Origin of the sequence: Roseovarius sp. (genome assembly GCF_030373445.1) — a bacterium.
Lineage (GTDB): Bacteria > Pseudomonadota > Alphaproteobacteria > Rhodobacterales > Rhodobacteraceae > Roseovarius.
The window spans coordinates 203,441-227,073 of record NZ_JAUCYU010000009.1; the positions used below are offsets into that span (position 1 = coordinate 203,441).

At 58.7% G+C, this 23,633-nt stretch carries 17 protein-coding genes; 13 read left to right on the forward strand and 4 right to left on the reverse strand.

The features are described 5' to 3' along the window. Positions 1-36: 36 nt before the first annotated feature. From QUV18_RS16925 to QUV18_RS16935, 3 genes are all read right to left on the reverse strand, one after another. Complete coding sequence (locus QUV18_RS16925) at positions 37-435, reverse strand: hypothetical protein (RefSeq protein ID WP_300895197.1); 399 nt, start codon at positions 433-435, stop codon at positions 37-39. 244 nt (positions 436-679) lie between these two features. Next, a complete protein-coding gene (locus QUV18_RS16930; protein ID WP_300895198.1) occupies positions 680-1,987 on the reverse strand; it encodes a hypothetical protein in 1,308 nt (435 codons plus the stop codon). Positions 1,988-2,050: 63 nt separating this feature from the next. Continuing rightward, positions 2,051-2,476: a hypothetical protein gene (locus QUV18_RS16935; protein WP_300895199.1), complete on the reverse strand. Its 426-nt coding sequence runs from the start codon at positions 2,474-2,476 to the stop codon at positions 2,051-2,053. A gap of 579 nt (positions 2,477-3,055) precedes the next feature. Between QUV18_RS16935 and rfbC the strand changes: the two genes are divergently transcribed. The 13 genes from rfbC (at position 3,056) to QUV18_RS17000 (ending at position 22,876) form a co-directional block, all read left to right on the forward strand. Beyond that, positions 3,056-3,625, forward strand: coding sequence for a dTDP-4-dehydrorhamnose 3,5-epimerase (gene rfbC, locus QUV18_RS16940; protein ID WP_300895215.1), 570 nt, complete (start codon positions 3,056-3,058; stop codon positions 3,623-3,625). Beyond that, on the forward strand, positions 3,622-4,668 hold the full coding sequence (gene rfbB, locus QUV18_RS16945; protein ID WP_300895200.1) for a dTDP-glucose 4,6-dehydratase: 1,047 nt from the start codon (positions 3,622-3,624) through the stop codon (positions 4,666-4,668). Before rfbC ends, rfbB begins: the two co-directional genes overlap by 4 nt. Before the next feature lie 5 nt (positions 4,669-4,673). Next, positions 4,674-5,525, forward strand: a complete 852-nt coding sequence (rfbD, locus tag QUV18_RS16950; RefSeq protein ID WP_300895201.1) for a dTDP-4-dehydrorhamnose reductase — start codon at positions 4,674-4,676, stop codon at positions 5,523-5,525. Between the two features lie 34 nt (positions 5,526-5,559). Further along, positions 5,560-6,351: a sulfotransferase family 2 domain-containing protein gene (locus QUV18_RS16955; RefSeq protein ID WP_300895202.1), complete on the forward strand. Its 792-nt coding sequence runs from the start codon at positions 5,560-5,562 to the stop codon at positions 6,349-6,351. A 6-nt stretch (positions 6,352-6,357) separates the two neighbouring features. Beyond that, on the forward strand, positions 6,358-7,236 hold the full coding sequence (rfbA, locus tag QUV18_RS16960) for a glucose-1-phosphate thymidylyltransferase RfbA (protein ID WP_300895203.1): 879 nt from the start codon (positions 6,358-6,360) through the stop codon (positions 7,234-7,236). A gap of 233 nt (positions 7,237-7,469) precedes the next feature. Then, complete coding sequence (locus QUV18_RS16965) at positions 7,470-11,786, forward strand: glycosyltransferase (protein ID WP_300895204.1); 4,317 nt, start codon at positions 7,470-7,472, stop codon at positions 11,784-11,786. 144 nt (positions 11,787-11,930) lie between these two features. Then, entirely contained in the window at positions 11,931-12,629 is a 699-nt protein-coding gene (locus tag QUV18_RS16970; RefSeq protein WP_300895205.1) for a class I SAM-dependent methyltransferase, read from the forward strand. Between the two features lie 170 nt (positions 12,630-12,799). Further along, positions 12,800-16,759 carry a glycosyltransferase gene (locus tag QUV18_RS16975; protein ID WP_300895206.1) on the forward strand — a complete coding sequence of 1,320 codons (3,960 nt, stop codon included), beginning with the start codon at positions 12,800-12,802 and terminating at the stop codon, positions 16,757-16,759. A 198-nt stretch (positions 16,760-16,957) separates the two neighbouring features. Then, on the forward strand, positions 16,958-17,782 hold the full coding sequence (locus tag QUV18_RS16980) for a sulfotransferase family 2 domain-containing protein (RefSeq protein ID WP_300895207.1): 825 nt from the start codon (positions 16,958-16,960) through the stop codon (positions 17,780-17,782). Between the two features lie 102 nt (positions 17,783-17,884). Then, positions 17,885-18,673 (forward strand): sulfotransferase, encoded by a 789-nt coding sequence (locus QUV18_RS16985; RefSeq protein WP_300895208.1) that lies wholly within the window; start codon positions 17,885-17,887, stop codon positions 18,671-18,673. A 51-nt stretch (positions 18,674-18,724) separates the two neighbouring features. Beyond that, positions 18,725-20,809, forward strand: a complete 2,085-nt coding sequence (locus tag QUV18_RS16990) for a hypothetical protein (protein WP_300895209.1) — start codon at positions 18,725-18,727, stop codon at positions 20,807-20,809. 386 nt (positions 20,810-21,195) lie between these two features. Continuing rightward, positions 21,196-21,978 (forward strand): hypothetical protein, encoded by a 783-nt coding sequence (locus QUV18_RS16995; RefSeq protein WP_300895210.1) that lies wholly within the window; start codon positions 21,196-21,198, stop codon positions 21,976-21,978. 19 nt (positions 21,979-21,997) lie between these two features. Continuing rightward, the gene (locus QUV18_RS17000; RefSeq protein ID WP_300895211.1) at positions 21,998-22,876 is read left to right on the forward strand and encodes an FkbM family methyltransferase; all 879 of its coding nucleotides are present in this window, start codon (positions 21,998-22,000) and stop codon (positions 22,874-22,876) included. Here the strand turns inward: QUV18_RS17000 and QUV18_RS17005 are convergent. Continuing rightward, positions 22,842-23,633 (reverse strand): sulfotransferase family 2 domain-containing protein (locus tag QUV18_RS17005; RefSeq protein ID WP_300895212.1); only part of this gene is annotated, 792 nt, incomplete at its 5' end. The two genes, QUV18_RS17000 and QUV18_RS17005, sit on opposite strands and share 35 nt — an antisense overlap.

A 23,633-nucleotide genomic window follows, 5' to 3' on the forward strand; every position in this document is an offset into this window, starting at 1 on the left:
GAGGCCGTATGACGGGGCAGTGAACTTGAACTCAGATCACTCTTCCCGCTCTTCCTCTTTTTCCATTTCCTCCGGACGGAGGATGACGCCGCCGCGCACGACGAAGACGCCGGAGCGATAGAACGCCTTTGGGACGAATTCCTCGTCCTGGCCCTCGAGACTGTTGGCGGAGTAGTTCCGGTTCTTGACCAGCTCATCCGTTTGCGCGCGCAGCTCGTAGCGGTAGACGCCGTCGCTTGCCGCGCCGGTCAGCTCGTAGACAGGCGTGCCGGTTGCGGCGAAGACGTCCTTGATGTCTCCGTCAGGGCTGGCGACGCGCATGTTCGCGTTCTCCAGCCCGACCCAGTTCTCGAACCATACCGCACGGGAGTTGTTGCGCTGTACCGGATCGGGCGCCTGGGCCGACGCGACCGAGCCGATCAACAAGGTTAACATGGCGGAGAGTGCATAAACGAATTTCATTAGATCGCCTCACTGAAAAAGACCGGTTGGTAGCGCAATTCGGAGGCAGAGTAGGAATTTAATCCGATAGGGGCAAACGAAATCTGTGGTGAGCCGAGGACCGGCGAGGGTTTACCACGAGGCCTCATGCCCGTGGGTTTCGAGAGCCGCAAAGATTGCGGTTTGGCCGGTCCGGACAGGCCGTTACAGACCTGTCCGGAACGTTCTTTTGACAGGGTTAATGCTGCGCGTCGGTCAGCATGGCCTCGATCCGGTCGAGCCGGGCGAGCGCGTCGGATTGTTGCTTTAGCTGTCCGCGCAATTCGTTGACCTCGGCCTGAAGCCCGGCGATGTAAATATGGGCGTGTTCCAGTTCGTTGAGCATGCGCCCGTACTGTTCCGGGATGTTGACCGGTGCGTTGGGGATCGTCGGCCCGATCGCCGGAAGGTGGCCCAGACTGTACATGCGATCCGCATGCTCCTCGATGCTGAGCAGGTCGTAATCCTCCGAGAAGACCGCATCGCACCCGCTGGAACAGTTGGGTCCGCCGGTCACGAGAGTTCCGACGATGATCACGTCGCCATCGGCGTTCATCCGCATTTCCGGCCCATCGCCATCGACGATATTGTACCGGAACTCTCCAGTGCCCAAGGGGCCCTGGGTAAAGACGACGTCCGCGGATTTGTTCGTGGGGGCGCCGTTGGCGGTGATGCGAAAGAAGTTGAACGTATCATCGCCGCTGACTTCGAACGTCGTCTGTGGCGTGTCCGTGCCGAATCCGACAAATCCGGTTTCCCCATCCACGAAGAATGCGTTCGGCCTGTTTTCGCTTCCGTAGTTGAAATCGCTGTCGGGATTGCCGGACTGGTTCATCACCAGCCCTGCCGCGGTCAGTTCCACGGCGCCTTCGGCGGCGCCCGGCTGGATGCGGAACGGGGTCGATCCGTTGTCTTCGTCGCTGATCGCGAAGCCGGTGGCATCCGACCTCATTTCGAAGGTGGTATCGGCTTCGAGTCGCACCCCGGCGGAGCCCGTACTCATGACATGTAACTCGGATTGCGGCATCGCCGTTCCGAGGCCGATATCGCCGGTGGTGCCGGCCATCCAGAACGCGTTTTGAGGCGCGTTCTGCACGATGGTAAAGGGAATGGTGCTGGCCTCGAGATCCTGAACCGAGAAGCGATTTATCCCGCCGCCCGTGAAGCTGGTGTCGTCATTGATCCGCAACCGCCAGTCCGCCCCGGGGTTGGTGACGTTGTCGCCCGAGTCGCGGAAATCGACCCATGTGAACGAGTCGTTGAGCATCAGTATGCCGTCGGTCAAAGGATCGGAGGGTTCGAAATCCATCCCGTCCGAACAATCGTTGCCAATGCAGGTGAAGCCATCCAGGGCAGTGTTGTCGACCACGAACAGGTCGGCGCTGCTATCGGTGAGATCAGAGATGTCTACACCGAAAAGGAACTCGGCTTCTTGTGCCGTGGCGGCACTGGCCAAGCCAAGCGTTGCGACAGTGGTAAGCAGGCTGGATTTGTAGATACTGGTCATCGTGAGCTCCTTGGTTAACCAAATGAAATTCAGTCATGGTACTCGGTAAGTGCGACGCCGGGGTCAGTCGCTGGTGCGGGTCTCCGTTGTTGTTTCGGGGGTGACGATTGCGCCGCCCTGCACGAGGAAGGCGCCCGACCGGTAGAAGACCTTGGTCGGCGTTTCGGATGCGTTGGCGGTGTATTGGGTTGCGTTCCCGCTGCCGTAGCGGGATCGGATTTCAGGGGATGCGCGCAACTCGTAGCGATAGATGCCGTCAGCTACCGTGGTGCCGGACAGGTGGTAAACCGGCGTGCCGGACGCCTGCCTGATCGTTTCGACCTGACCGTCCGGGGATGCGACGCGCAACATGGCGTCGCTCAGTCCGGTCCAGTTCTCGAACCAGAGCATGTTGGTATTGTGTTGTTGGATTGGCGCGGGAGCCTGCGCCAGGGCCAGTGTTCCGTTGCAAAGCGTGATGCCGGCAACAAGGATACAGTATTTCAGCATAACATGTTCCTTTCCAGCTTTCTGGATCTCGCGGCGGGAACTGCTTGCCGATGGCCGGGCGTAATCAAACCCCCTTTCAAACTGGCCCAATTAACCATGCCGCTTTCGACAGGCAGGTTAGTGCTGAAAGTACACTATACAGCAATTGTGGGTTGAAAGGTGTCGAACTTGTGTCATTTGTTGGAAGCGCTGGCTTGAGAGGGATTAAGGTTCTGATAAGTATGAATTTATTTCATTCATTTTCTGCCTAATTTTTCAACAAAACTGCAGGCGATGGCGGAGCTGACGCGGTCGATGGCAATGTGGTTTGGGCAGAATGAGGTATGCGCCGCCATTTCCGTCGCCATATTCGCCGAAGACGCCTTCCTCTGCGAAATCGCAGGGCGGTCGGGATGTACTTGTTGGTCCGGCCGTTGGATGGCCGGATCGGACGTTAAACTCGGCATCGCCTGTAATTCTTGCCGTTATCCATGCTCTACACGCCGGAAGACGCTTGGCCAGGGCTCCGTACTTGCATTTCGGGGGAACACAAAATACGGGTCATATTGCTCATACCCCTGTGTAACGATGGAGAGCGAATTGCACGTTGAACAGACCGAGCTCGGGGGGGTCGTGATCCTGACGCCGCAGCGTCATGGAGATGCGCGGGGCTTTTTTTCGGAAAGCTGGAACTTGCGCCGGCTGGCGGAGGCCGGGATTGACGCGGCGTTCGTGCAGGATAACCATTCCCTCTCGGCCAAGCCGGGTACGGTGCGGGGTCTGCATTTCCAGTCGCCACCGCATGCGCAGGCCAAGCTGGTGCGATGTGGTCGGGGCCGGCTTTTCGATGTGGCCGTGGACATTCGCAAGGGTAGCCCGACTTTCGGCAAGTGGGTGGGGGTCGAACTGAGCTTCGAGAACGGCAGGCAGTTGTTCATTCCAGAGGGGTTCCTGCACGGGTTCGCGACGCGTGAGCCCGATACCGAGATCATCTACAAGTGCACCGATTACTACGCTCCCGAGTGTGACGGGGCGGTGCGGTTCGACGACCCGGAGATCGGAATCGGTTGGGGCATGGATGCGGATGAGGCCATTCTTTCCGAGAAGGATGCCAAGGCGCCGGTCATGAAAAACTTCGACAGCCCCTTCGTCTGGGAGGGGGCGACATGAAGCTTCTGGTGACGGGCGGGGCCGGTTTCATCGGGTCAGCCGTGGTGCGGTTGGCCGTGTCGCGCGGGCACGAGGTGGTGAACCTCGATGCGCTCACCTATGCGGCCTGCCTGGAGAACGTGGAGAAGGTGGCCGACAGCCCGCTTTATGCTTTCGAGGAGGCGGATATTCGGGATGGGGCGGCCCTGGACCGGGTGTTCGAGACGCATCAGCCGGATGCCGTGATGCACCTGGCCGCGGAAAGCCACGTAGACCGGTCGATCGACGGTCCGGGGACCTTCATCGAGACCAACGTGACGGGAACCTACACGCTGCTTGAGGCGGCGCGGAAGTACTGGGCGGGGCAGGGGAAGCCCGAAGGGTTCCGGTTCCACCATATCTCGACCGACGAGGTGTTCGGGTCGCTGGGCGCCACGGGGAAGTTCACCGAGGAGACGCCCTACGACCCGCGCTCGCCCTACTCGGCGTCGAAGGCTGCGTCGGATCACCTGGTCCGGGCATGGCACGAGACCTACGGGCTGCCGGTCGTACTGTCGAACTGTTCGAACAATTACGGGCCCTATCACTTCCCCGAGAAGCTGATCCCGGTGATCATCCTGAACGCCTTGGCGGGCAAGCCGCTGCCGGTCTACGGCAAGGGCGAGAACGTGCGTGACTGGCTTTATGTCGAGGATCACGCCGACGCGCTGCTGACGGTTCTGGAGAAAGGCGCCCTCGGCCGCTCCTACAATATCGGGGGCGAGAACGAAGCCACCAACATCGAGATCGTCCGGCGGATCTGCGCCATCCTGGACGAGAAGCGCCCGCGAGACGGCGGCGGCGAATACGCGGAGCAGATAGCCTTCGTGGACGACCGCCCCGGCCACGACCTGCGCTATGCAATCGACCCGACACGGATTCGCGAAGAACTTGGCTGGCGTCCATCGGTGACGTTGGCCGAGGGGCTGGAGCGGACCGTGCAGTGGTATCTCGACAACGAGAGCTGGTGGCGGGCGCTGCAGAGTCGCCAGGGCGTCGGCGAGCGCCTTGGGAAGGCGGGTTAGTCGGCATGGCGGTTCTGGTCTTCGGCAAGACGGGGCAGGTGGCGACCGAACTCGCGCGGGTCGGGGGTGATGATGTCGTCTGTCTCGGTAGGGCGGAGGCAGACCTTGCGGATCCGGACGCATGTGCCGCGATTATTCGCGACACGGACGCCACGGGCGTGATCAACGCCGCCGCTTACACCGCAGTCGACAAGGCGGAGGACGAAGAGGCGCTTGCCACGGTGATCAACGGCGATGCCCCGGCGGCCATGGCCCGGGCCGCCGCCGAGCGTGGATTGCCTTTCGTGCACATCTCCACCGATTACGTCTTCGACGGGAGCGGCGCGAAGCCATGGCTGCCGGAAGACGAAACCGCACCGCTGGGGGCCTATGGTCGAAGCAAACTGGCAGGCGAGCGTGGCGTAGTGGCGGCCGGCGGGACGTTTGCCATCCTTCGAACTTCCTGGGTGTTTTCTTCCCATGGCAGTAATTTCGTCAAGACGATGCTGCGCCTCGCGGAAACGAAGGACCACCTGACGATTGTCGAAGACCAGATTGGTGGTCCGACCGAGGCGGGTGATATCGCACGGGCCTGTCTTGCCGTCGCGCGTGGCCTGAGCGGTGCGACCGGCCAGGGTGGCATCTACCACTTCTCCGGTCGGCCCGATGTGAGCTGGGCCGATTTCGCCCGCGAGATATTCGCGCAGGCCGATCTCAAGGTTTCGGTAGAGGGGATACCGGCGTCCGCGTATCCGACGAAAGCGAAACGGCCCGGCAACTCGCGAATGGATTGCTCCTCCCTGCAGGCCTCCTTTGGTGTGACCAGGCCGGATTGGCGCGAGAGCCTCGGGCGCGTGCTGGCGGACCTGTCGACGTAAGATGCAGCGGCGGCTCCTCAGGCATCCAAGGAAGATGAACGTTGGTCTGGGTGCAAACGAAGCCCACACCTTTGCAGCGGGGCATGCCCTTGTCTGCTATGCCTCGGATGCCATTTATACCTTCATACCGAAGAATGCCTGTTCGACCATGCGCGTGAGCCTGGCCAATGCCAACGGATGCATTGACGGAACCGAAAACTGGACATGGATCCATCCCAACAACAGGACATTTGCCGCCACCCTGCGCGAGCTGGTGACGGCCCGGTTCACCTTCGTGATACTTCGTTGCCCCTATGCCCGCCTGGCCAGCGTGTTTCTCGACAAGATCGTGTCCAAGACGCCTGAATTCTGGAGCCTGTACCGCCTTGAGAATGACGAGATCGATGAGAGCGCCCTGACGTTCCGCGATTTCGTTAAGGCTATCGCCAAGCCGGAAAACCTTCGCGCCAACATCCACTGGCGTCCACAGGAGGATTTTCTGGTCTACGAGGAGTACGACGCCTATTATCCGCTTGAGCAGTTCAAGGCTTCTATCCCCCACATCGAGCGGGAGAGCGGATTGTCCATCATCGATGCCCGCCCGCTCACGCGGCACGGTACCGACCGGTTCGAACTTCTGTCAGGGAAGTGTTTTGCCGATACGCCCCTTGCCGAGCTTGCCGATATGAAGCGTGTGGGCAAGTCACCTGCTCATGAAAGCCTCTACGACGCCGCACTGGTCGACCGCGTTGCCGAGATTTACACGGCAGATATTGAGCTATATCTATCCCGGTTCGGTCCTGCCGACCTGCTATTCCCGCCAAAAGAAGATACACAGAAGGAGTGACGTCCGATGTCACAATCACGAAAAGGCATTATTCTTGCCGGCGGCTCGGGGACGCGCCTCTATCCCATCACGATCGGTGTCTCCAAACAGCTCATGCCGATCTACGACAAGCCGATGATATATTATCCCCTGTCGGTCCTCATGCTTACGGGGATCCGCGAGGTGGCCATCATTACCACCCCCGCGGACCAGGAAGCCTTCCAACGGCTTCTGGGGGATGGCAGCCAATGGGGCATGTCTTTCACCTACATCGTCCAACCCAGCCCTGATGGCCTCGCCCAAGCCTATATCCTGGCGGACGAGTTTCTTGCCGGGGCGCCTTCGGCGATGGTTCTTGGCGACAACATCTTCTTCGGCCATGGGTTGTCGCAGCTTCTGACGAGCGCCGACGCGCAGGACAAGGGTGGCACGGTCTTCGGGTATCGCGTCTCGGACCCCGAGCGGTATGGCGTCGTTGCCTTCGACAAGGAAGGCCAGGCCACCAAGATCATCGAAAAGCCCGAGGTGCCGCCGTCAAACTTCGCGGTGACGGGACTTTACTTTCTCGACGGGGATGCGCCCCGGAGAGCGCGGGAGGTGCAGCCGTCGGCGCGGGGCGAGCTTGAGATCACCACCCTGCTCGAAATGTATCTTGACGAGGGGATGTTGTCCGTCGAGCGCATGGGACGGGGCTATGCCTGGCTGGATACAGGGACGCATGGCTCGTTGCTCGATGCCGGCAATTTCGTGCGCACCCTGCAGAATCGCCAGGGCCTTCAGACAGGTTGTCCGGAAGAGATCGCGTTCGACAAGGGCTGGATCGATCGGGACTCCTTGCGCGAACGGGCGCAGCAATGCAGCAAGAACGAATACGGCAAGTACCTGCTGAAACGCCTTGAAGAATGAACGTTGGACAGAATGCCTTGCGGATCGGCGACGCGGTTGCGCCCGGTACCTGTTATCTTGTTACCAGTTCTTGCGACCAGGGCGGCGCCTGATACTGTCCTTGTGGTGAAGGTCGATATCGCTTCATACTTTCGTCCGAGCCTGGCTTCATCCGGGCGATGGGGCGTTGGCAGGTCGATCCGCGCCGGCGGCTTGGCGTGTCGATCCTCGCAGACAGGACGGAGGGTCATTGCATGAGGTCTGACTGGTCCGGAACAGGGACGTTCCCGACGTCCGGCTCAGCCATGCAATTATCGGACGCCGTGTCAGTCGAGTGGCGGTCGTCGGCAACCGCGTCACCGGTGACGGCCGACCTCCTGAATTATCTCGGGCACCCGACTATCCGTATCGTCACGGCGCCGGGAGAGGGCTGGGTCCGGTTGCATCTCAAGGTGAATCCCGAAGACAAGCCAGTTCTTGGGGCACGGTTCGTCATCTTGCCATTGAGTTCTGACAAGAGTGCGGTGCTGAAACCGTTCGTCGCCGTCACGAATCTTCGGACGGGCAGCCGTGCCGAGGTTCCCGCCGCCCCCCCTGTTCAGTTGAAGCTCGAGCCGGGCCACTGGTTCGACCTTGCCGGTACTTTCCTCGTCATGCCGATGGGGGCCGAGCAGCGCGCCGACGTTGTCGTCGACTTGCCGAGAGATGCTCAATTCCTCCTCGCCGAATGCGCCTATGATTGGTTTGAAGGAGAGTTGGAGCATTCGACCCGGCAAAATCTCCACGACAAGGGCGCACTGCCGCTGGCCCGGTTTGAGGTTCGGCCAGTGCCCGACCTGCAGGCTCACCTGCGTGCGCAGCCGGTCTACGGTGTTTCCGCAAGGGCGGATCAGGGTCACATTTCTGGCTGGGCATTCACGAAAGCCGATACCCTGATGTGGGGCGAAATGAATTCCGGACGGTCTGGGGCGGTCAGGCGTTCCGGGCCCGTCGATATAGGTGGGTTTCAATCCGCCGATGCGGGTCTCGTTGCGACGTTCGAGCCTGCACTCGAGGTCGGTGCAATGCTTAAGTTGCAACAGGACCCGACGGCAACCTGTCCCTTGTGGATGGGGAGGCTTGGCAAGTCTTACATCGGGGAAACCCCGGTATCTGATTTCCTGCACATACACGAAGGCAAAATGGCAAATCATGTGCTCGAGGTTGAAGGAGAAGTCGTGCACCCCGCCTTTCCGGGCATGCCGGTCAGGCTTGAACTCTCATGTGGAGAAACGACCCTTGCCTCGACTGTTGCGAGGTCACCGGCTGGCAACGCATCGCTTCCGGATGCAGAGGGGGCCTACCGGTTCGTGTTCAAGGTTCCCTTGCGGCCGGGTCAACGCCATCTTCCCATATCGGTGGCATTCACGGACATAGAGAGCCGGCCCGAGGTGACGTTGCGGCCACTCGACAGGCCTGCCGATACCTCGGCCTGGGTGCTGAAGCCGGATGCGCCGGCCATGCCTGCCAATGCGACCGTTTCCGGAGAGGTTGAAAGCTTCGGATCGAACGAGGTTACCGGATGGGCCGTCTGTCAGGAAGAACCGGATGCAAACGTCGACTTGATCCTAAAACTCGACGACGAGCCATTCGCTCATACAAGAACCCGCTTCTATCGAAAGGAAGTGCAAAATCTGCACGGGGGCCGAGGGTTTTGCGGGTTCAGGTTCGAGCTACCGCCGAACATGGCGGTTCTAAGCGAAGCCCGGCTTTCCGTCGTGTCGGCCGGGGCCGAGGACCACATCAGGAACGCGTCACACGTGCGTTCCGGACTGACCGGGGAGGTATCGAGAGCCAAACTTCCCGCTCCACGCACAGTTGAACATCGCGGTGCCGTAGAGCCAGGTGAGGGCCTGTCAGTGGTCATTGTGAACCGAAATGGCGCCGAATTGCTGGACGAGATGTTTCATTCCTGCGCCAGAGAAGATCTTTCGACCGACATCGAATGGATCGTCGTGGATCACGGTTCCGACGACGCCTCGGAACGTGTGTGTGAACGCCATGCCAAAGCGGGCGCAAACATTCGCTTTTTTCCACGTAATGGGAACTACAGCTTCTCAGATTCGAACAATTTCGGCGCCCGCCTTGCCGGCGGGGAGGTGCTTGTTTTCGCAAACAACGATCTTGTTTTCTCGCAAGCGTTCACTGCGCAAGTCCGGTCTTATCTCCGCGCGGCAAACATCGGCGTGGTGGGGGCGCGACTAATTGATCACGTCCCGTCCAACACCCCAGCCGAGTTTCGGATCGACCAGCATCTGGGCGTGTTCCTGAACGCCGAGGTTTCGACGGAGGACTTCATTCGACCCTACGAGGCACGCAACGGCATGGAAACGAATGCAGACCTCGCGGCGACGCGGTGCATCGCCGTAACGGGTGCGTTTCTTGCAATGCGGCGTGGGGATTTCGAAGCCGTGGGGGGCTTCGACGAGCGATACTCATATGGCCTCGAGGACGTGGACCTTTGCCTCAAGGTCGGACGGGACCTGGGGCTGGAGGTGATTTGTGCAAACGACATCGCGATTGTCCACCACCGGGGCCACAGCCGCCAGGCCTCGAGCCACACGGCGCTTCGGACCAAGAAGAACAACGAGGTCTTCACCCATCGCTGGGGTGCCTACTTGAGGCGCATGATCAAATCGACCTGTTTGACCGACCCGGCGCTGATGACAGGATCGAGACCGGTCGTGGCTTTCATCTCGGCCTCGGAGGGTCCCGGCATGCCAAGCGACGGCGAGGCCATGGCGCGCGGGCTGGGCAAGGCCCTGCAGGACGTGGTGGCCTGCCATGTTCGCCACGTTCCGGAAAGCGATTGGTATGACCTCGCTGGTGTCGATTTCGCCGTCGTGCTGACCGATCGGTTCGATCCGCGCAAGATCGAGAAATCCGGCCCGTGGCTCACTACCGTCAGATGGATATACGAATGGATCGACCAGTGTGCGGAAGAGCCGGTCACCCAGGCCTATGATCACCTCTTCGCCACGTCGGATGCGGCGGCGACCTACCTGGAAAAGGTACTGGGACGATCCGTTCATGTGCTTCCGGCCGCTGCCGCGCATCGCGCACTTGCGGACGCCAAGCCGAGGAGCGAGTGGGTCTGTGATTATTGCCTTGCAGGCGACCGGACCGGTACACCGCGCGAGATCGAGTTTCATCTCCGGCCCGACAGGATCAGCGGCAAGGGCAGGGTCTTCGGGGCAGGCTGGGAAAAAACGGCGCTGGGCCAGATCGGCGAAGGGCAGGTCGAGGCCTCCGGCCTGCCAGATGTCTACGCCTCTGCCCGTGTCGTGCTGGACGATGCACCCCTAGCCTCGAAAGCCTGGGGAAGTGTCAGCCCCCAGGCCTTTGACGCCATGGCCGCCGGGGCGCTATTGATCTCGAACAACGAACGCGGCTGCAGTGAACGGTTCGGGGATCTGGTGCCGACATACTCGGGCGGTGAAAGCCTTCGCAACGTCATGAATTTTTGGCTCGATCACGAGGATGCGCGCCAGGCACGGGTCGCGGAAATACAAAAGGTCGTCCGGCACGATCACACTTACGATATCAGGGCCAGGTCTCTTCTGCTAACCCTTGCGAGCGAAACGCAGCTGCGAATTTCGATCAAGTGCGCTGCCGCCAGCTATCGCCGGGAAGAATGGGGTGATTTTCATTTTGCCAACGGCCTTGCCGATGCACTTCGCAGGCTGGGATACGTGGTCAGGGTAGACTGTCGCGAAGACTGGTATTGTGGCATGGCCGCCTCCGACGACGTGGTCATCGTACTGCGCGGCCGCATCGACTATCGTCCGAAACTTCATCAGAAAAACATCCTTTGGATGATCAGCCACCCGGAACTGATCTGCATCGATGAGATGATGGGTTACGATCAGGTCTATGTCGCCTCCGAGTACCATACCGGACTTCTGGACCAACTTGTTCCGGGCAAGGTCGAGTTCATGGCGCAGTGTACCGACACCGACAGGTTCTTCTTCGACGCGGATACGTGGGAGGTTCGGACGGACCGGGCGGTTTACGTGGCGAATTCCCGCGGGGAATTCCGCAAGCCGGCGAAATGGGCGTTGGAGAACGACCTCGAACTCGACATCTACGGCGCCGGATGGGCCCCTTTCATTGAGAGTGACAGGCTAAAGGGGGGGGTAATCCCGAACGCGGTGCTGAGCGAGCTATACGGCGCAAGCCGCCTCGTGGTGTGTGATCACTGGGATTACATGCGGGACATGGGCTACATTTCGAACCGGGTATTCGACGTGCTCGGGTCGGGCGGCCATCTGGTTGTCGATTCCGTTCGCGGTCTGGAAGATATCGTGCCGGAACGCTATTACGACGTCTTTCGCACCGAACAGGAGTTCGCGGACATCCTTCGCGCCCCCGACGGGACAGATCCGGAGATGCGCCGAGAGGCCGCCGATTGGGTGGCGCGCAATCACTCGTTCGAGGCTCGGGCGACCGTGTTCTCAGAAAAGATCCAACAGCTTTTTGAATTGCCGGGGCAGGGGAAAACACCTATTCATTCCCCAGCGCTCAAGTGGTGACCAGCCATTGCCTTTCCGATGAACTGGTTAGGCTCTGGAAGAGGCTGGTCACGCAGTTTTACCCAAGATATCCAATCTCGCGGAAAGTTAAGCATGCAAATAGATAGTAAGAAACTCTCTGGAAAAGCAGGCGTATTCGAGTCTGTGATCAAGGACATTTCTCCAAACGACGGCATGGCAAAGAATACGCCCGAACAGTATTTCACGATCGGTGCCAGCGCAGCCAGTGTGATAACCAGATCGCTCTCTGCCGCGCGGAAGCCGGTGGGAAGCGTTCGGCGGGTACTTGATTATGCGTGCGGGTACGGACGCGTGCTGCGTTGGCTCAAGGCCGAGTTTCCGAATGCGTACCTCCTTGGCGTTGATGCAGATGGCAAAGCTGCAGCCTCGGCCCAGGACGTGCTGGGCGTCGAAACGCGAAAGCTGGATATCACGCTCGCACAGCCGATTGACGATCCGTTCGACCTGATCTGGGTCGGGTCGCTTTTCACCCATCTGTCAGAAAGGGAATCCAAGCGTGTCCTGCAGTACCTTCGTCGTCACCTGACAGACAGCGGTGTTCTCGTTTTCACGACACATGGTTCCTATGTAGCGCACCGCATTGAGACGCGCGACAAGACATATAACCTGTCCGAGGACGCCATGACCCAGCTCCTGAGTGGGTACAAATCGACCGATTTCGGTTTCGCCGAGTATTCCAACCTGAAGGACTATGGGATCTCTGCTGCGACGCCTTCCAAGGTTTGCGAACTTGCTCAAACCTGCGATCTCGACGTGAAGTTTTTCCTGTCGCGCGGATGGGCCGCGCACCAGGATGTCTTTGCGTGTACGGCTGCGACTTGACGGCGCGAGGGACTCCTCGTGCCTGATGTCGGCTTTTTGAGGACACGGGTGAAAAGGCACTTTAGGTGCCATTTCAACGGAAAATTTTTGGCGATTTGCCAAAAAAACAGCGATGCACCATAATCCTCGCCGGATTCTGCCGACTGCGGGCATTTCTTAATTTAGACTAAATGGACCTTGAGTTGTGGCTGGAGTATGGAAGCCGAAGGACGACTTTTGCTGAACGACCAATTGATCCTGTTGAATTGCCGGAGTATCCGATGCCGCCCAAGGAACTTGATCAGAACGAGCTGCTCGCGTCCAACCTGTTCGACCCGGAATGGTATTCGGCCCGAAACCCCGACGTAAAGATCATGGGCATGGACCCGCTGCAGCATTACCTGTGGCTTGGCATGCGGCTCCACCGGAGCCCGGGGCCCAAGTTCGACGTTCAGAAATATCTCCAGGCCAACGCGGACGTGGCGCGCAGCAATCTCAATCCGCTTGTGCATTACATCCGCTACGGCCAGAAGGAAGGCCGCGATTCCTACCAGGTTCCAAGGCCTGTTACGGATGGACTGTCGCAGGACAGGGCGCTACCGAATCGCCACGAGGGGCGTATTCAACTGCGTCCCGGGCGTCCAACGGTCATGCTGTGCAGCCATGTGGCCGGCAAGACGTTGTTCGGAGGGGAACGCAGCCTGATTGACATGCTCGACGGGCTGAAAGCCCTCGATTTCAACGTCATTGTAACCGTGCCCAGTGTCGGGAACGCCACCTACTTCGAAACCCTGTGCGACAAGGCCCATGCCGTATACGTCATGCGCTACGGCTGGTGGCGGGGCGGGGAGCAGCCCAATGAACGCGCTATCGCCGGGTTCGCCCGCATCATGGTCGACGAGCAGGTCGACGTGGTGCATTCCAACACGATCGTTCTTCGTGAACCCCGAATGGCTGCCAAGCGTATGGGGGTGCGCAGTATCGTGCATGTGCGCGAACTGATCCGGCACGACAGCCACTTGCGCAACCAGATCGGTCAGACTGCCGATGCCATCATCAGCACCCTCTGGGACAACAACGACCGGGTCATAGCGAACTCGGAGGCGACGCGATCCGATTTCACCATCGACGGTCACACGCCCGATCTCGTCTACAACACGGTCGATTTCGAGGAACTGCTGACCTTGCCCGCCCCACGGTCCGAAGGGGCGCTTCGGGTCGGCATGATAAGTTCGAACATACCCAAGAAAGGCATATGGGATTTTGCACGGGTTGCGGCCCGCGTTGCGGCCGAGCGGCCAGACGTGCAGTTTCACCTCATCGGACCGGAAACCGACCACACGGCGGAAATCGCGGCGGAAATCGCGTCGGGCAAATTGCCGGCCTCGCTGAAGATCCTAGGCTACCGCGACACCCCGGCAAAGGCGATCGCCGAAACGGATGTTCTGCTCAGCCTGTCGAATTTCCGAGAGTCGTTCGGTCGGACGGTGCTCGAGGCCATGGCGGCAAAACGCCCGGTGGTGGTATACGATCACGGGGCGCCGCCCGAGTTCGTGCGTGACGGCGAAACCGGATTCGTGGTTGGAGTCGGTGATATTGAGGGCGTGGCAAACGCCGTGCTTCGCCTCGCCAATGACCGCGATCTCAAGGTGAAGATGGGCGCCAGGGCGCAAGACGAAGTCACGATAAAGTTCGGACGGGACGCTTACGCCCGGCAGATGCGGGCAGTTTATGACGGGCTGCTGGCTGAACCGGCGCCGGCACAGAAACGCATGGTTCTGCCGGCAAGAGGTGACCTGGACCCGATCCCGCGCGATACCTTGCGCATCGCGTATTTCTGCTGGCATTTCCCGGTGCCCTCGGAAACCTTCGTCCTGAACGAACTGCGCCTGCTGCGTAGCCAGGGCTACGATGTGCGGGTGTTCTGCAGGCAATCGCCATATCCCGATTTCAAGCCTGACTTCGAGATCGAATGGGAGCGAGTCCGTGATCATGAGCATCTCGCGGAGAGGTTGAAGGAAACCGGCTGCAACGCAGTGCACGCCCATTTCGTTTACCCGACTGTGACTGACATGGTCTGGCCCGCCTGCGAAAAGGCCGAGATACCGTTTACCTGCATCGCGCACGCTCAGGATATCTTCCGCTACAAGAACGCGATGAAAAACAAGATCAGCGAGTTCGCCCAGTCGCCGTACTGTCGAAAGATCTTCACGCTGTCGCGCTTTCACCGGAGGTATCTCGAAAGCCGGGGCGTGCCGGGCGACAAGTTGGTGATCAACTCCAACTGCGTTGATCCTGACCTGTTCGCAGGCGGCAAGATCGAGAAGCGGGAGAGCCGTCAGAAGCGGCAGGTGTGCGCAGTCTCGCGCTTTGCCGAGAAGAAGGGACTCGATCAGTTGATCCGTGCCGGCAAGTTGCTGGAGAGGGACGGAATAACGATCAACCTTTACGGCTACGGCGAACTTGAAGAAACGTACAGAGAGCTGATTGCCAACGAGAATATCACCAACGTCAAATTGCACGGTCCCGTAAAGGGGCGTGAAGCCCTGCTCGAGGTGTTCCGGAATCACGATCTTTTCGCCTGTCCCAGCGTCCGCGCTCAGGACGGCGACATGGATGGCATTCCGACGACACTGATGGAGGCGATCGCGGCAGGGCTGCCCGTGCTGACCACGGAAATTGCCGGGATCCCCGACCTGGTCAGTGACAATATCACCGGTTTTGTCTGTGACCCGAACCCGAAGGCGCTGGCCGACAAGATCCGAAGCTTCTACGCCATGCCGGAAACGGCTGTCTCGTGCATCATGGAGAATGCCGAGGCGCGGCTACGGCGCAATCACAACGGCCCGGATCTTGTCGAGAACCTGCTTCGGGTCTGGTCGAACGAGACGATCGACCTGATGATCGTGAGCTGGAACAATCTGATCCAGGTTTCGGAAGTCATCAGACGGCTTTACAAGTTCACCTCCCTGCCATTCCATCTTGTCGTATGCGACAACGGAAGCGACAGGGAGACCCTGTCGCACCTTCTCTCGGTGTACGGGGAACACGACAATTTCACGCTCGTGCTGAACCGCGAGAATGCGTTCGTCGGGCCTGGCACGAATATCTGCCTTAAGCACGGCCGCTCCGACTACGCGATCTACGTCTGCGGGAAGGAGGGCATGACAACCAACTACGGCTGGGAAAAGACATTCGTCAGTTACATGAACGCCCACCCGGATGTCGGTCAGGCCGGAACGCTGTGCTACTCTCCGAGTTACCTGCATGGCCGCGATTACCCGGTTGCCCAGCAACTGTTCGACAAGTTCCGCAATCCCGGCTTTGCCAGGGACAACCCGGATCGTGAGTTCAGCCATGTGCAGGGCGGTTTCTTTATCCTGCGGCGGAAGATGATCGACCAGATCGGCGGATTCTCGGACGAGGTTCCGCACAGCTCGACAGATGTCGAGTTCAGCTACTACGTGGAAAGTTGCGGCTGGAAACTCGGCGAGGTTCCGGGCCTTATGGCGCTGTTCAACAAGACCCGGCCTGGCCTGATGCACCGGATCGACGAAAGCCACGCGGCTTTGCATCCGCCCATGCTGAAAGACCTGTCTGCGCTTGACTCTATCGCGCGGCGCGAGGTCACGCACTGCAACGCGTGCGGTCGACAGAGTGCCAGCTTTTCCGACCTCAGCGGCGAGGCCCGGTGCCCGCATTGCAATTCGACCCGGCGGGCCCGGTCTATTCACCGTGCGTTGTCGGAATCCATCCTGCTCTATCGGCGACTACTTGCCCTCGCGGTTGATGTGCCGGAGTCCATCGAGGGGTTCTGGCGCGAGCAATTCCAGGGGCGTGTGGACGCCGGTGAGGCGTTGGATGCCGAACTGGCGCGTGCAGGCTCCACCAACCTGGCAAACGGACGGCTGCAGGTTGTTCTTTTGAACGGGCTACCCGATGACGCGGCCGCGGCAGAACGCCGGCTGACCGAAGCGGCACGCCTTTTGTCGGCCGGAGGCACGCTGTTCGTCGCAGGGGTTCGGGATGACCCGAAGTTCACTGACCACCTCGCCCAATTGGGGCTGGTCGGGAAGGTCGCGAAACGATATGCGAGCAGCGTCAGCCACTATGATTGGCATCCGGTCTTGGTGTTCACGAGGGCGGAATGAGTGACCGAAGAATTCGGCCCTTGCCGTTTGGAAACGACCTTGACCGGCCCTCGCGTCTGCACTGCGTCCCTCGCAATGGGCAATCAGAGCGTTTGTTCGCTCAGGCTGGTTGATACATCGGGTTTAATAGGCACTAATCACTGGCGTTCATTCCAACAAGAATATATGGAATGAACCGCATCGGAAGCTGGAGTACAAATGGCCTATCGTCCGTCCTTCAAGAAAGACGAGTTTCATCACAACACGGGCCATTATGAAATTAACCTAGGCGGCCGGAAGATACTCTATGCATACATTCGAAAGAATGCCTGCACTGCATTCAGGAGACTCCTGAACGACGAATACCACCGCCTCCATCCCCCTGCCGAAGGCAAAAAACAGAGGAGTCGAGAAGACTTTCTCCTGTCCGGAAACATGAAGGAATTCCTGGTTCTCCGCAAAAACCTGCGCAACGTAGATGCTTACGACAACACGGTTTTTGTCTACCGGGATCCGCTGGATCGTCTGATTTCGGTTTTTACCAACAAGTTCATTGCAGATAAGGGCGCCAAGGATATCAAGCGCAACTTCGAGGGATTGACCGGGCTGCGTTTCGACGACGCGACTTTCGACGACTTCATCGACTACGCGAAGCATGATTTCAAGCAATTGGACCGTCATCTCTGGCCGCAAAAGGCTCACTTGTGGGATATCAAGTATACCGACGCGATCAGGATTGATCACCTGCAACAATCCATGCGGTCGTTGATCGGGCCGGGACGTTCCCGAAAATGGTTCGGCAGAAAGGTCAATTCCTCCATGGAAGTGCGCACTGCGTCCTCCGAAGTGTTGACGTCGGTTCCCGTTTCGGACTTGCGTCACTATCAAGTCGAGGGAAGGGAACTCGGCAAGAAGAACTTCACGACGGAGAAGGTTCGGGAATTCGTTGCCGAGCGGTACAGTCAGGACGTGGAGATGATCTCCGCCATCGAGGTGGTGTCAAGACCCGACGAAGTCGCTCGCGCTGGTACGGACGGTAAGTGAAAGTCGAGTCAGTGAAACAAGGAGCGTCAGAGATCAAGTTCTGTAAGGAGAGCGGGCCTGAGTTGCCCGACGAACGTACGAAGCAAGTGGAGTAAAGAGTACATGAAAGCTCCGAACTTGTTCATTCTTGGTGCGCAGAAAGCCGGTACGACGTATCTTGCCCGGGCACTCGCCAATCATCCGGATGTCTTCTTTTCCGAACCCAAGGAAACGTTTTTCTTCTCGAAGAAGAAACACTGGGAACAGTCGGATTACGAAGAGTACCTGAGCACGTATTTTGCCGATGCCGGAGACACACCGTGGCGCGCAGAAGGGTCGACGACCTATCTCCAGTGGCCGAAGGTTCGGGAAAGATTTCACCGGTTCCTTCCTGAGGCGCCCAAAATGATCATCTGCCTCCGCCAACCGGTCGACAAGGCCGTGTCGTTTTATATCCACAACTGGCGCCGTGGGCGTTATGCGCCCGGCTCGACGATCCAGGATGCGAGCAAGCTGGGGGTGGAATTGTCCCCCTATCTGACCTCTCTCTACGCGGAGTCCATCGCCGCCTGGATGAACGGCTATCCGAACGACAGCTTTCTATTCATGAAGTTCGACGATCTCGTCGAAGACCCGAAAGCCTTTGTCCGGCAGGCGACAGACTTCCTCGGCATCGACCCCATGGAAAACGTGCCGTCGGGCCAGATCAACGCCGGGCTGCCGCTGACATTTGATGGCGAAAGCCTGACGGTCAGACGCAGCGAGAACGTTCCCGACGCCGAACTGCCCCGCTTCACGATGCAGGAACTGAGCGATCTTCAGGACCGGTTCAATTACGATCTGAAAAGAACCGAGTTACTTACGGGACTCGATCTGAAAATCTGGTATAGCCTTCCAAAATTTGCGGCCTGAGCGAACCGGATCAGAGAGCGCTGTCGCGGGTCAAATCCAGAAGAGGTTTCAATGAGTGCCAAATCAGCGAAATCACCGCGGCAGGCGGTGCTGGTTCTCGGAATGCACCGCTCGGGCACGTCAGCCCTGGCAGGCACCCTGTCGATCCTCGGTTGTGATCTGCCGGCAAGCCAGATGAAGGCTGACGAGCACAATTCGAAGGGTTACTTCGAGTCGTCTCAGCTTTACCTGCTTCACGACCGTTTGCTGGCCTCCGCCGGGTCCAGCTGGGATGATTGGCTTTCGGTCAACCCAGGCTGGTTCGAAAGTGCACGTGCCGAGGAGTACCGCGAGCGGGCCGCCGCAACGCTGCAAGAGGAATTCGGCAAGTCCCGGCTCTTCGTCCTCAAGGATCCGCGGATTTGCCGCCTGCTTCCGTTCTGGCTGGACATCCTTCCAAACGAAGGCTGCACGCCACTTGTCGTGCACACCCACCGGCACCCCCTCGAAGTCGCCCGGTCGCTTGAGCGGCGCGACGGAATTGGCATCGACCTCGGGATGCTCCTGTGGATGCGTCACATCCTCGATGCCGAACGGGATTCCCGCGGAACAACCCGCGTCTTCACGTCGTATCAGCGCCTCATGAACAATTGGGCCGAAACGGCCCAGGGGATACAGGATTCGCTCGGGGTCAAGCTTCCGCGCATGGCCCGGACTGTAGCAACCGAGATCGATGCGTTTCTCGCCCCTGACCTGAAGCACTTTACCGACACACCGGACAAGGTGCTGCGCAGCCCCCTCATTTCGGAATGGATTCGCAACCTTTACCGCATCCTGGAAGATTGGGCGGAGTCGGGCGAAAAAGAGGAAGATCACGAGACCATCGACCAGATCCGCAGCGAATTTGACGCCGCCGCACCTGCCTTTCACCGCCTGGTCGAACTGGGCCAGCAGACATCTCGTTCACTAAGAGAGGCGACCAGCGAACTTGCGGAAATCGGCGCAAAGAACTCCAGCCTCCAAGCCAGGCTGGCCGAAAGCGAAAATGCCGGCAAGACCCTAGAGCAAAAGCTTTCGGATGCCCGTACTGAAAGCAACGAGCGCCAGAGCGAAATCGCCAGGCTGAAAGAGGAAAATTCCGGTCTGCAAGGCCAGTCCGAGGAACGTGGCAAGTCGGTCGAGGCCCTCAAGCGGCAACTTTCCGACGTTCAGGCCGAGAACGAGCGGCGCAAGGAAGACTTGGAAGTCAAGCTTGCCGAAGCTGACGGCAAGCTCGCAGAAAGCGACAAGGCCAGGGAGGAGCTTCGGCAACATGTTGCTGAACTCGAGGCCAAGATCGAGAAGCGCGCCGCGGAGATATCTCGTCTGGAAGAAGCGAGTGAAGAGCAAGGCGCTCTCGTCGACACACTCACCCGAAAACTGGACGAGGCGGATGCCGAACGGACCGCCAGTAGCGAACTGGCCCACCGTTTTGAAAGTCAGCTTGAAGAGACACAATCAGAACTCTCGGCGCTGAAGGACGAGCTTGCCGTTACGAAGAGCCATCTTGAACAGCGTACACACGAGGCTGACGAGACGGCCAGGGATCTGGCAACCGCGCAAAGCCAGGTCACGGAGAAGGCCCGGAAGATCGAGGTCATGAGTACCGAGATCAGACGGTACGAACATGATCTTGCTGCACAAAACGATACGGTCCGCCAGCACGCCGCTGACCTGGCAAACATCTCGACGCTTCTTGCGGAACGCGAAGCCAATCTCGAGACCAGCCACGCCGAGATCACTGAACTGAAGGAAAGCCTCAAGACTCTGACGGAACAGCTTAGCGAGGAACGCCTTGCACATGCGGCCGCCTCGGCCCGTGGTGCCGAACAGGTGCGTGAACTCGAGCATAGCGTCGAACTGCAGGTGCGGGAGCTGACACAGATCGCACAGATACTTCTCGACACCGAAACAAGGCTCGAGAAGGCTCAGGACAAATCGACGAAGGAGAGCGAGGAGTTCCGGCAAACCAAGGCTGTTCTCGACGAAAAGCTCAAGGAAGTCACCGAGAAGGCGGAGAAGGCAGAGAAAAGGGTCAAAGCGCTGGAAACCAGTACGTCATGGAAGATCACTGCGCCCATCAGGAAGATCCGGCGCGCGTTCAAGCGTGGGAATTAAGCGGGGCAGGGCGGGTTGTGGCCATTGAAGTATGGCGGTCCTGCAAAGATCCCACTGCTTCGGTCAGGCGGACCGGACAACCGTTATGAAGTGTCGAAAGCGCTCGCGATTGGAGCCCTCGATCCGATGAACAAGGTATCCTTGCACGAGTGGCTATTGCGAGAGCCGAAAGCGGCGGACAGGCGCGTCAGGGGCCGGTTGCGGATCAATGGTCAAGACAGACCACAATCACGCCCAGGCGCTGCCGGACAAGGCTTGAAATATCCACGTGTTTTCAAAGGTCTTCTGCCTGCCGTCGCGCCTAGGCAATTGCACGGGCGCCGGGGACGTTGCATAATGCGACCAGAACAGTATTGTCACGAGAAACCCACCTTTGAGGGAGCAGGATGAAATACGCATTGCTGATCGCGCGCCAACGCTCGGGAACAGGCGCGCTAGGGTCCGTTATCGACAAGCATCCAAATCTTAAGTACTTGGGCGAAGTCTTCCATCCGTCGAATGTTGGGCAGGATTCCAACTTTTTCACCTTTCTCAAGCAGGAGGTCGCGAAAGACCCGGCCTTGGCGCTTCCGGATGAACAGTACGGCGTCTTCGAGGCGTTTCTCGAGGCGCAAGCGAAACGCCACCCGGGCAAACTGCTTGTTGTCGATGTGAAATACCGCAGCCTGCATCAGCTTGACGGCGGCTGGCGTGGACTTGTTCAGCGTCCGACCATTGTACAGGAAGCGATCTCACGGAACATCCCGATCCTGCATCTGACCCGACGCAACGCGGTGCAATCCTTCGTTTCGGGGCGTCTGGCCGAGGCAAACAAGGTCTGGCACGCACGGGAAGATGAGAAGATCGATGTGACATCGACGGTAGTGAACGTGCGTCAGCTGTCGAACTACATTGTCAACACGGAGCGGGAGATCAAGCTGGTCGAGACGTGGACTGCGAAATACCCCCATCTTGCGATGTTCGACTATGCGAAGATGATGGATGACGACGGGCTGGTGGCCAAGGATGTCGCCGACAATGTGAGCAAAACGCTGAATGTCGGCGCATTCAGCGACAGGGCCCCAAGTTTTATCAAGCAGGCGCCGGCCGAGCTCACGGAATCGATTGAGAATATTGATCTCGTACAGGAAGCTCTTGAAGGCACCGAATACAATTGGATGTTGAAATGAACGTGAGCAGGCCAGCGCGATGCATCTGAATGAACTCACCGCGATTAATGGAAAAGCGTGTACTGAAGCAAAGATATTCATGCGTTCGATTGCGCCCGAGAATGTCGGCGTAATCGATCAGGGATTTCACCGTGCCAAGAACTCCTATCCGTATTTTGGCTTCGTTGAAGTCAGTATCGGAGGGTCCGAGTTCGTCATGTTCTCCGCCAATGACGACTTGGTGGCGATGACCTTTTTCTGGTACGGACCCGACTCCTACGAGCCGATGTCCATGCAGCTGTGGCGGGAGCGCGCCATGACGGCCCGAACTGTCCTGGACGTCGGATCCTTCAGCGGGGTTTACAGCCTGAGCGCGGCCGCAGCGAATCCTGACAGTCACATCTACGCCGTGGAGGCCGCGCGCCGCACCTATGGGCGGCTCCTGGTCAACTCCCAGATCAACCAGCTCAGCAATCGACTTCACTGTATCAACAAGGCCGTCGCAAAGGAGCGCGGCTTCGAAACCTTCATGCGGTTTCGTGGCGAGAACATTCTCGGGATCGGTGACAGCTTCATGCCAAAGGATATCGAACCCCAGGCCAGCGAGGAAAGGGTCGAGACGATCGCCCTGGATGAACTTTGTGCAGAACACAACCTCGAACCGGACCTGATCAAGATCGATGTCGAGGGGGCGGAATTGCTGGCCCTTGATGGCATGACAAATATTCTCGGCGCCCGGCGGGCCAAGATCCTGATTGAAGTTACCCCTAAAACGGCTCCGGAGGTCGTTTCACGCCTGAAATCCGCCGGCTATGAGTTGCGCCGCGTTGACGAGCGTGGCCGCTCGCTGGTTTCTTGCGATGACGGCAAGGTGCCGGGGGTTGTCAACCTGCTGGCTGAGCCGATGGAGCAGGCGTGACGCTTGTATCGCGGAGCAGTGCGTCAGGGTCGGACAGATCCTCTGCGTTCGTAAGCATTGTGTAGCCGAAAGTGTGAAAATCTTTCGCGTAGATTTCGTTGATTAGCGCAACCTGTTTGTCCGAATAGGCACTACGCAGCTTTGAGGCCGCGTTCGTTCGGCTGGGACTCTGGAAGCCGAGCGATACATTGTCTTTATCCCAAATCCTCTTTGCAACTGTCGCCAGATCCTGTTCGATTCTTTCGAAAGAACCCACAAAGTCATAGTCTAGCAAGTCAAACAGGCCGTAAGTTACTTGGCTTAGGAGATGAATGTCCTGCCTGCGTTGAGGAATATGTTTTAGGCAGAAAAGATAGTCTGAAAAGCCAAGGGGCTCGTTCGAAACCTTTTGAAGCCCAAATTCAGTTGCGACCTGTCCAATCTGTTTCCGCACCGTGCTATTGGGTGAGTGGTAACGATCCAGGTAGTTGGATAAGGCTCGAGCATAAGGGTTTCTGACAAGAGTAAACCTGAAAAACTCTCTAGAAAACAAAGCCTCCTTCAACAACTCCGAGTCAAAACCCAGCATAGAGGGCCTAATGACTGGGCCGTAGTTGATGTCGTGAATGGCGGCGTCTCTGATCTTTTCGGGAGAGTGGAATGTTTCCATTCTATAGATGAGGTGCTTAATGCTGCTGTTTGCCACTTTAGGAAGTGGCGTATAGATAGTGTCCCATCGAATGGTGTAAGAGCGCCGACCTTCGGTAAGGCCCGAGCC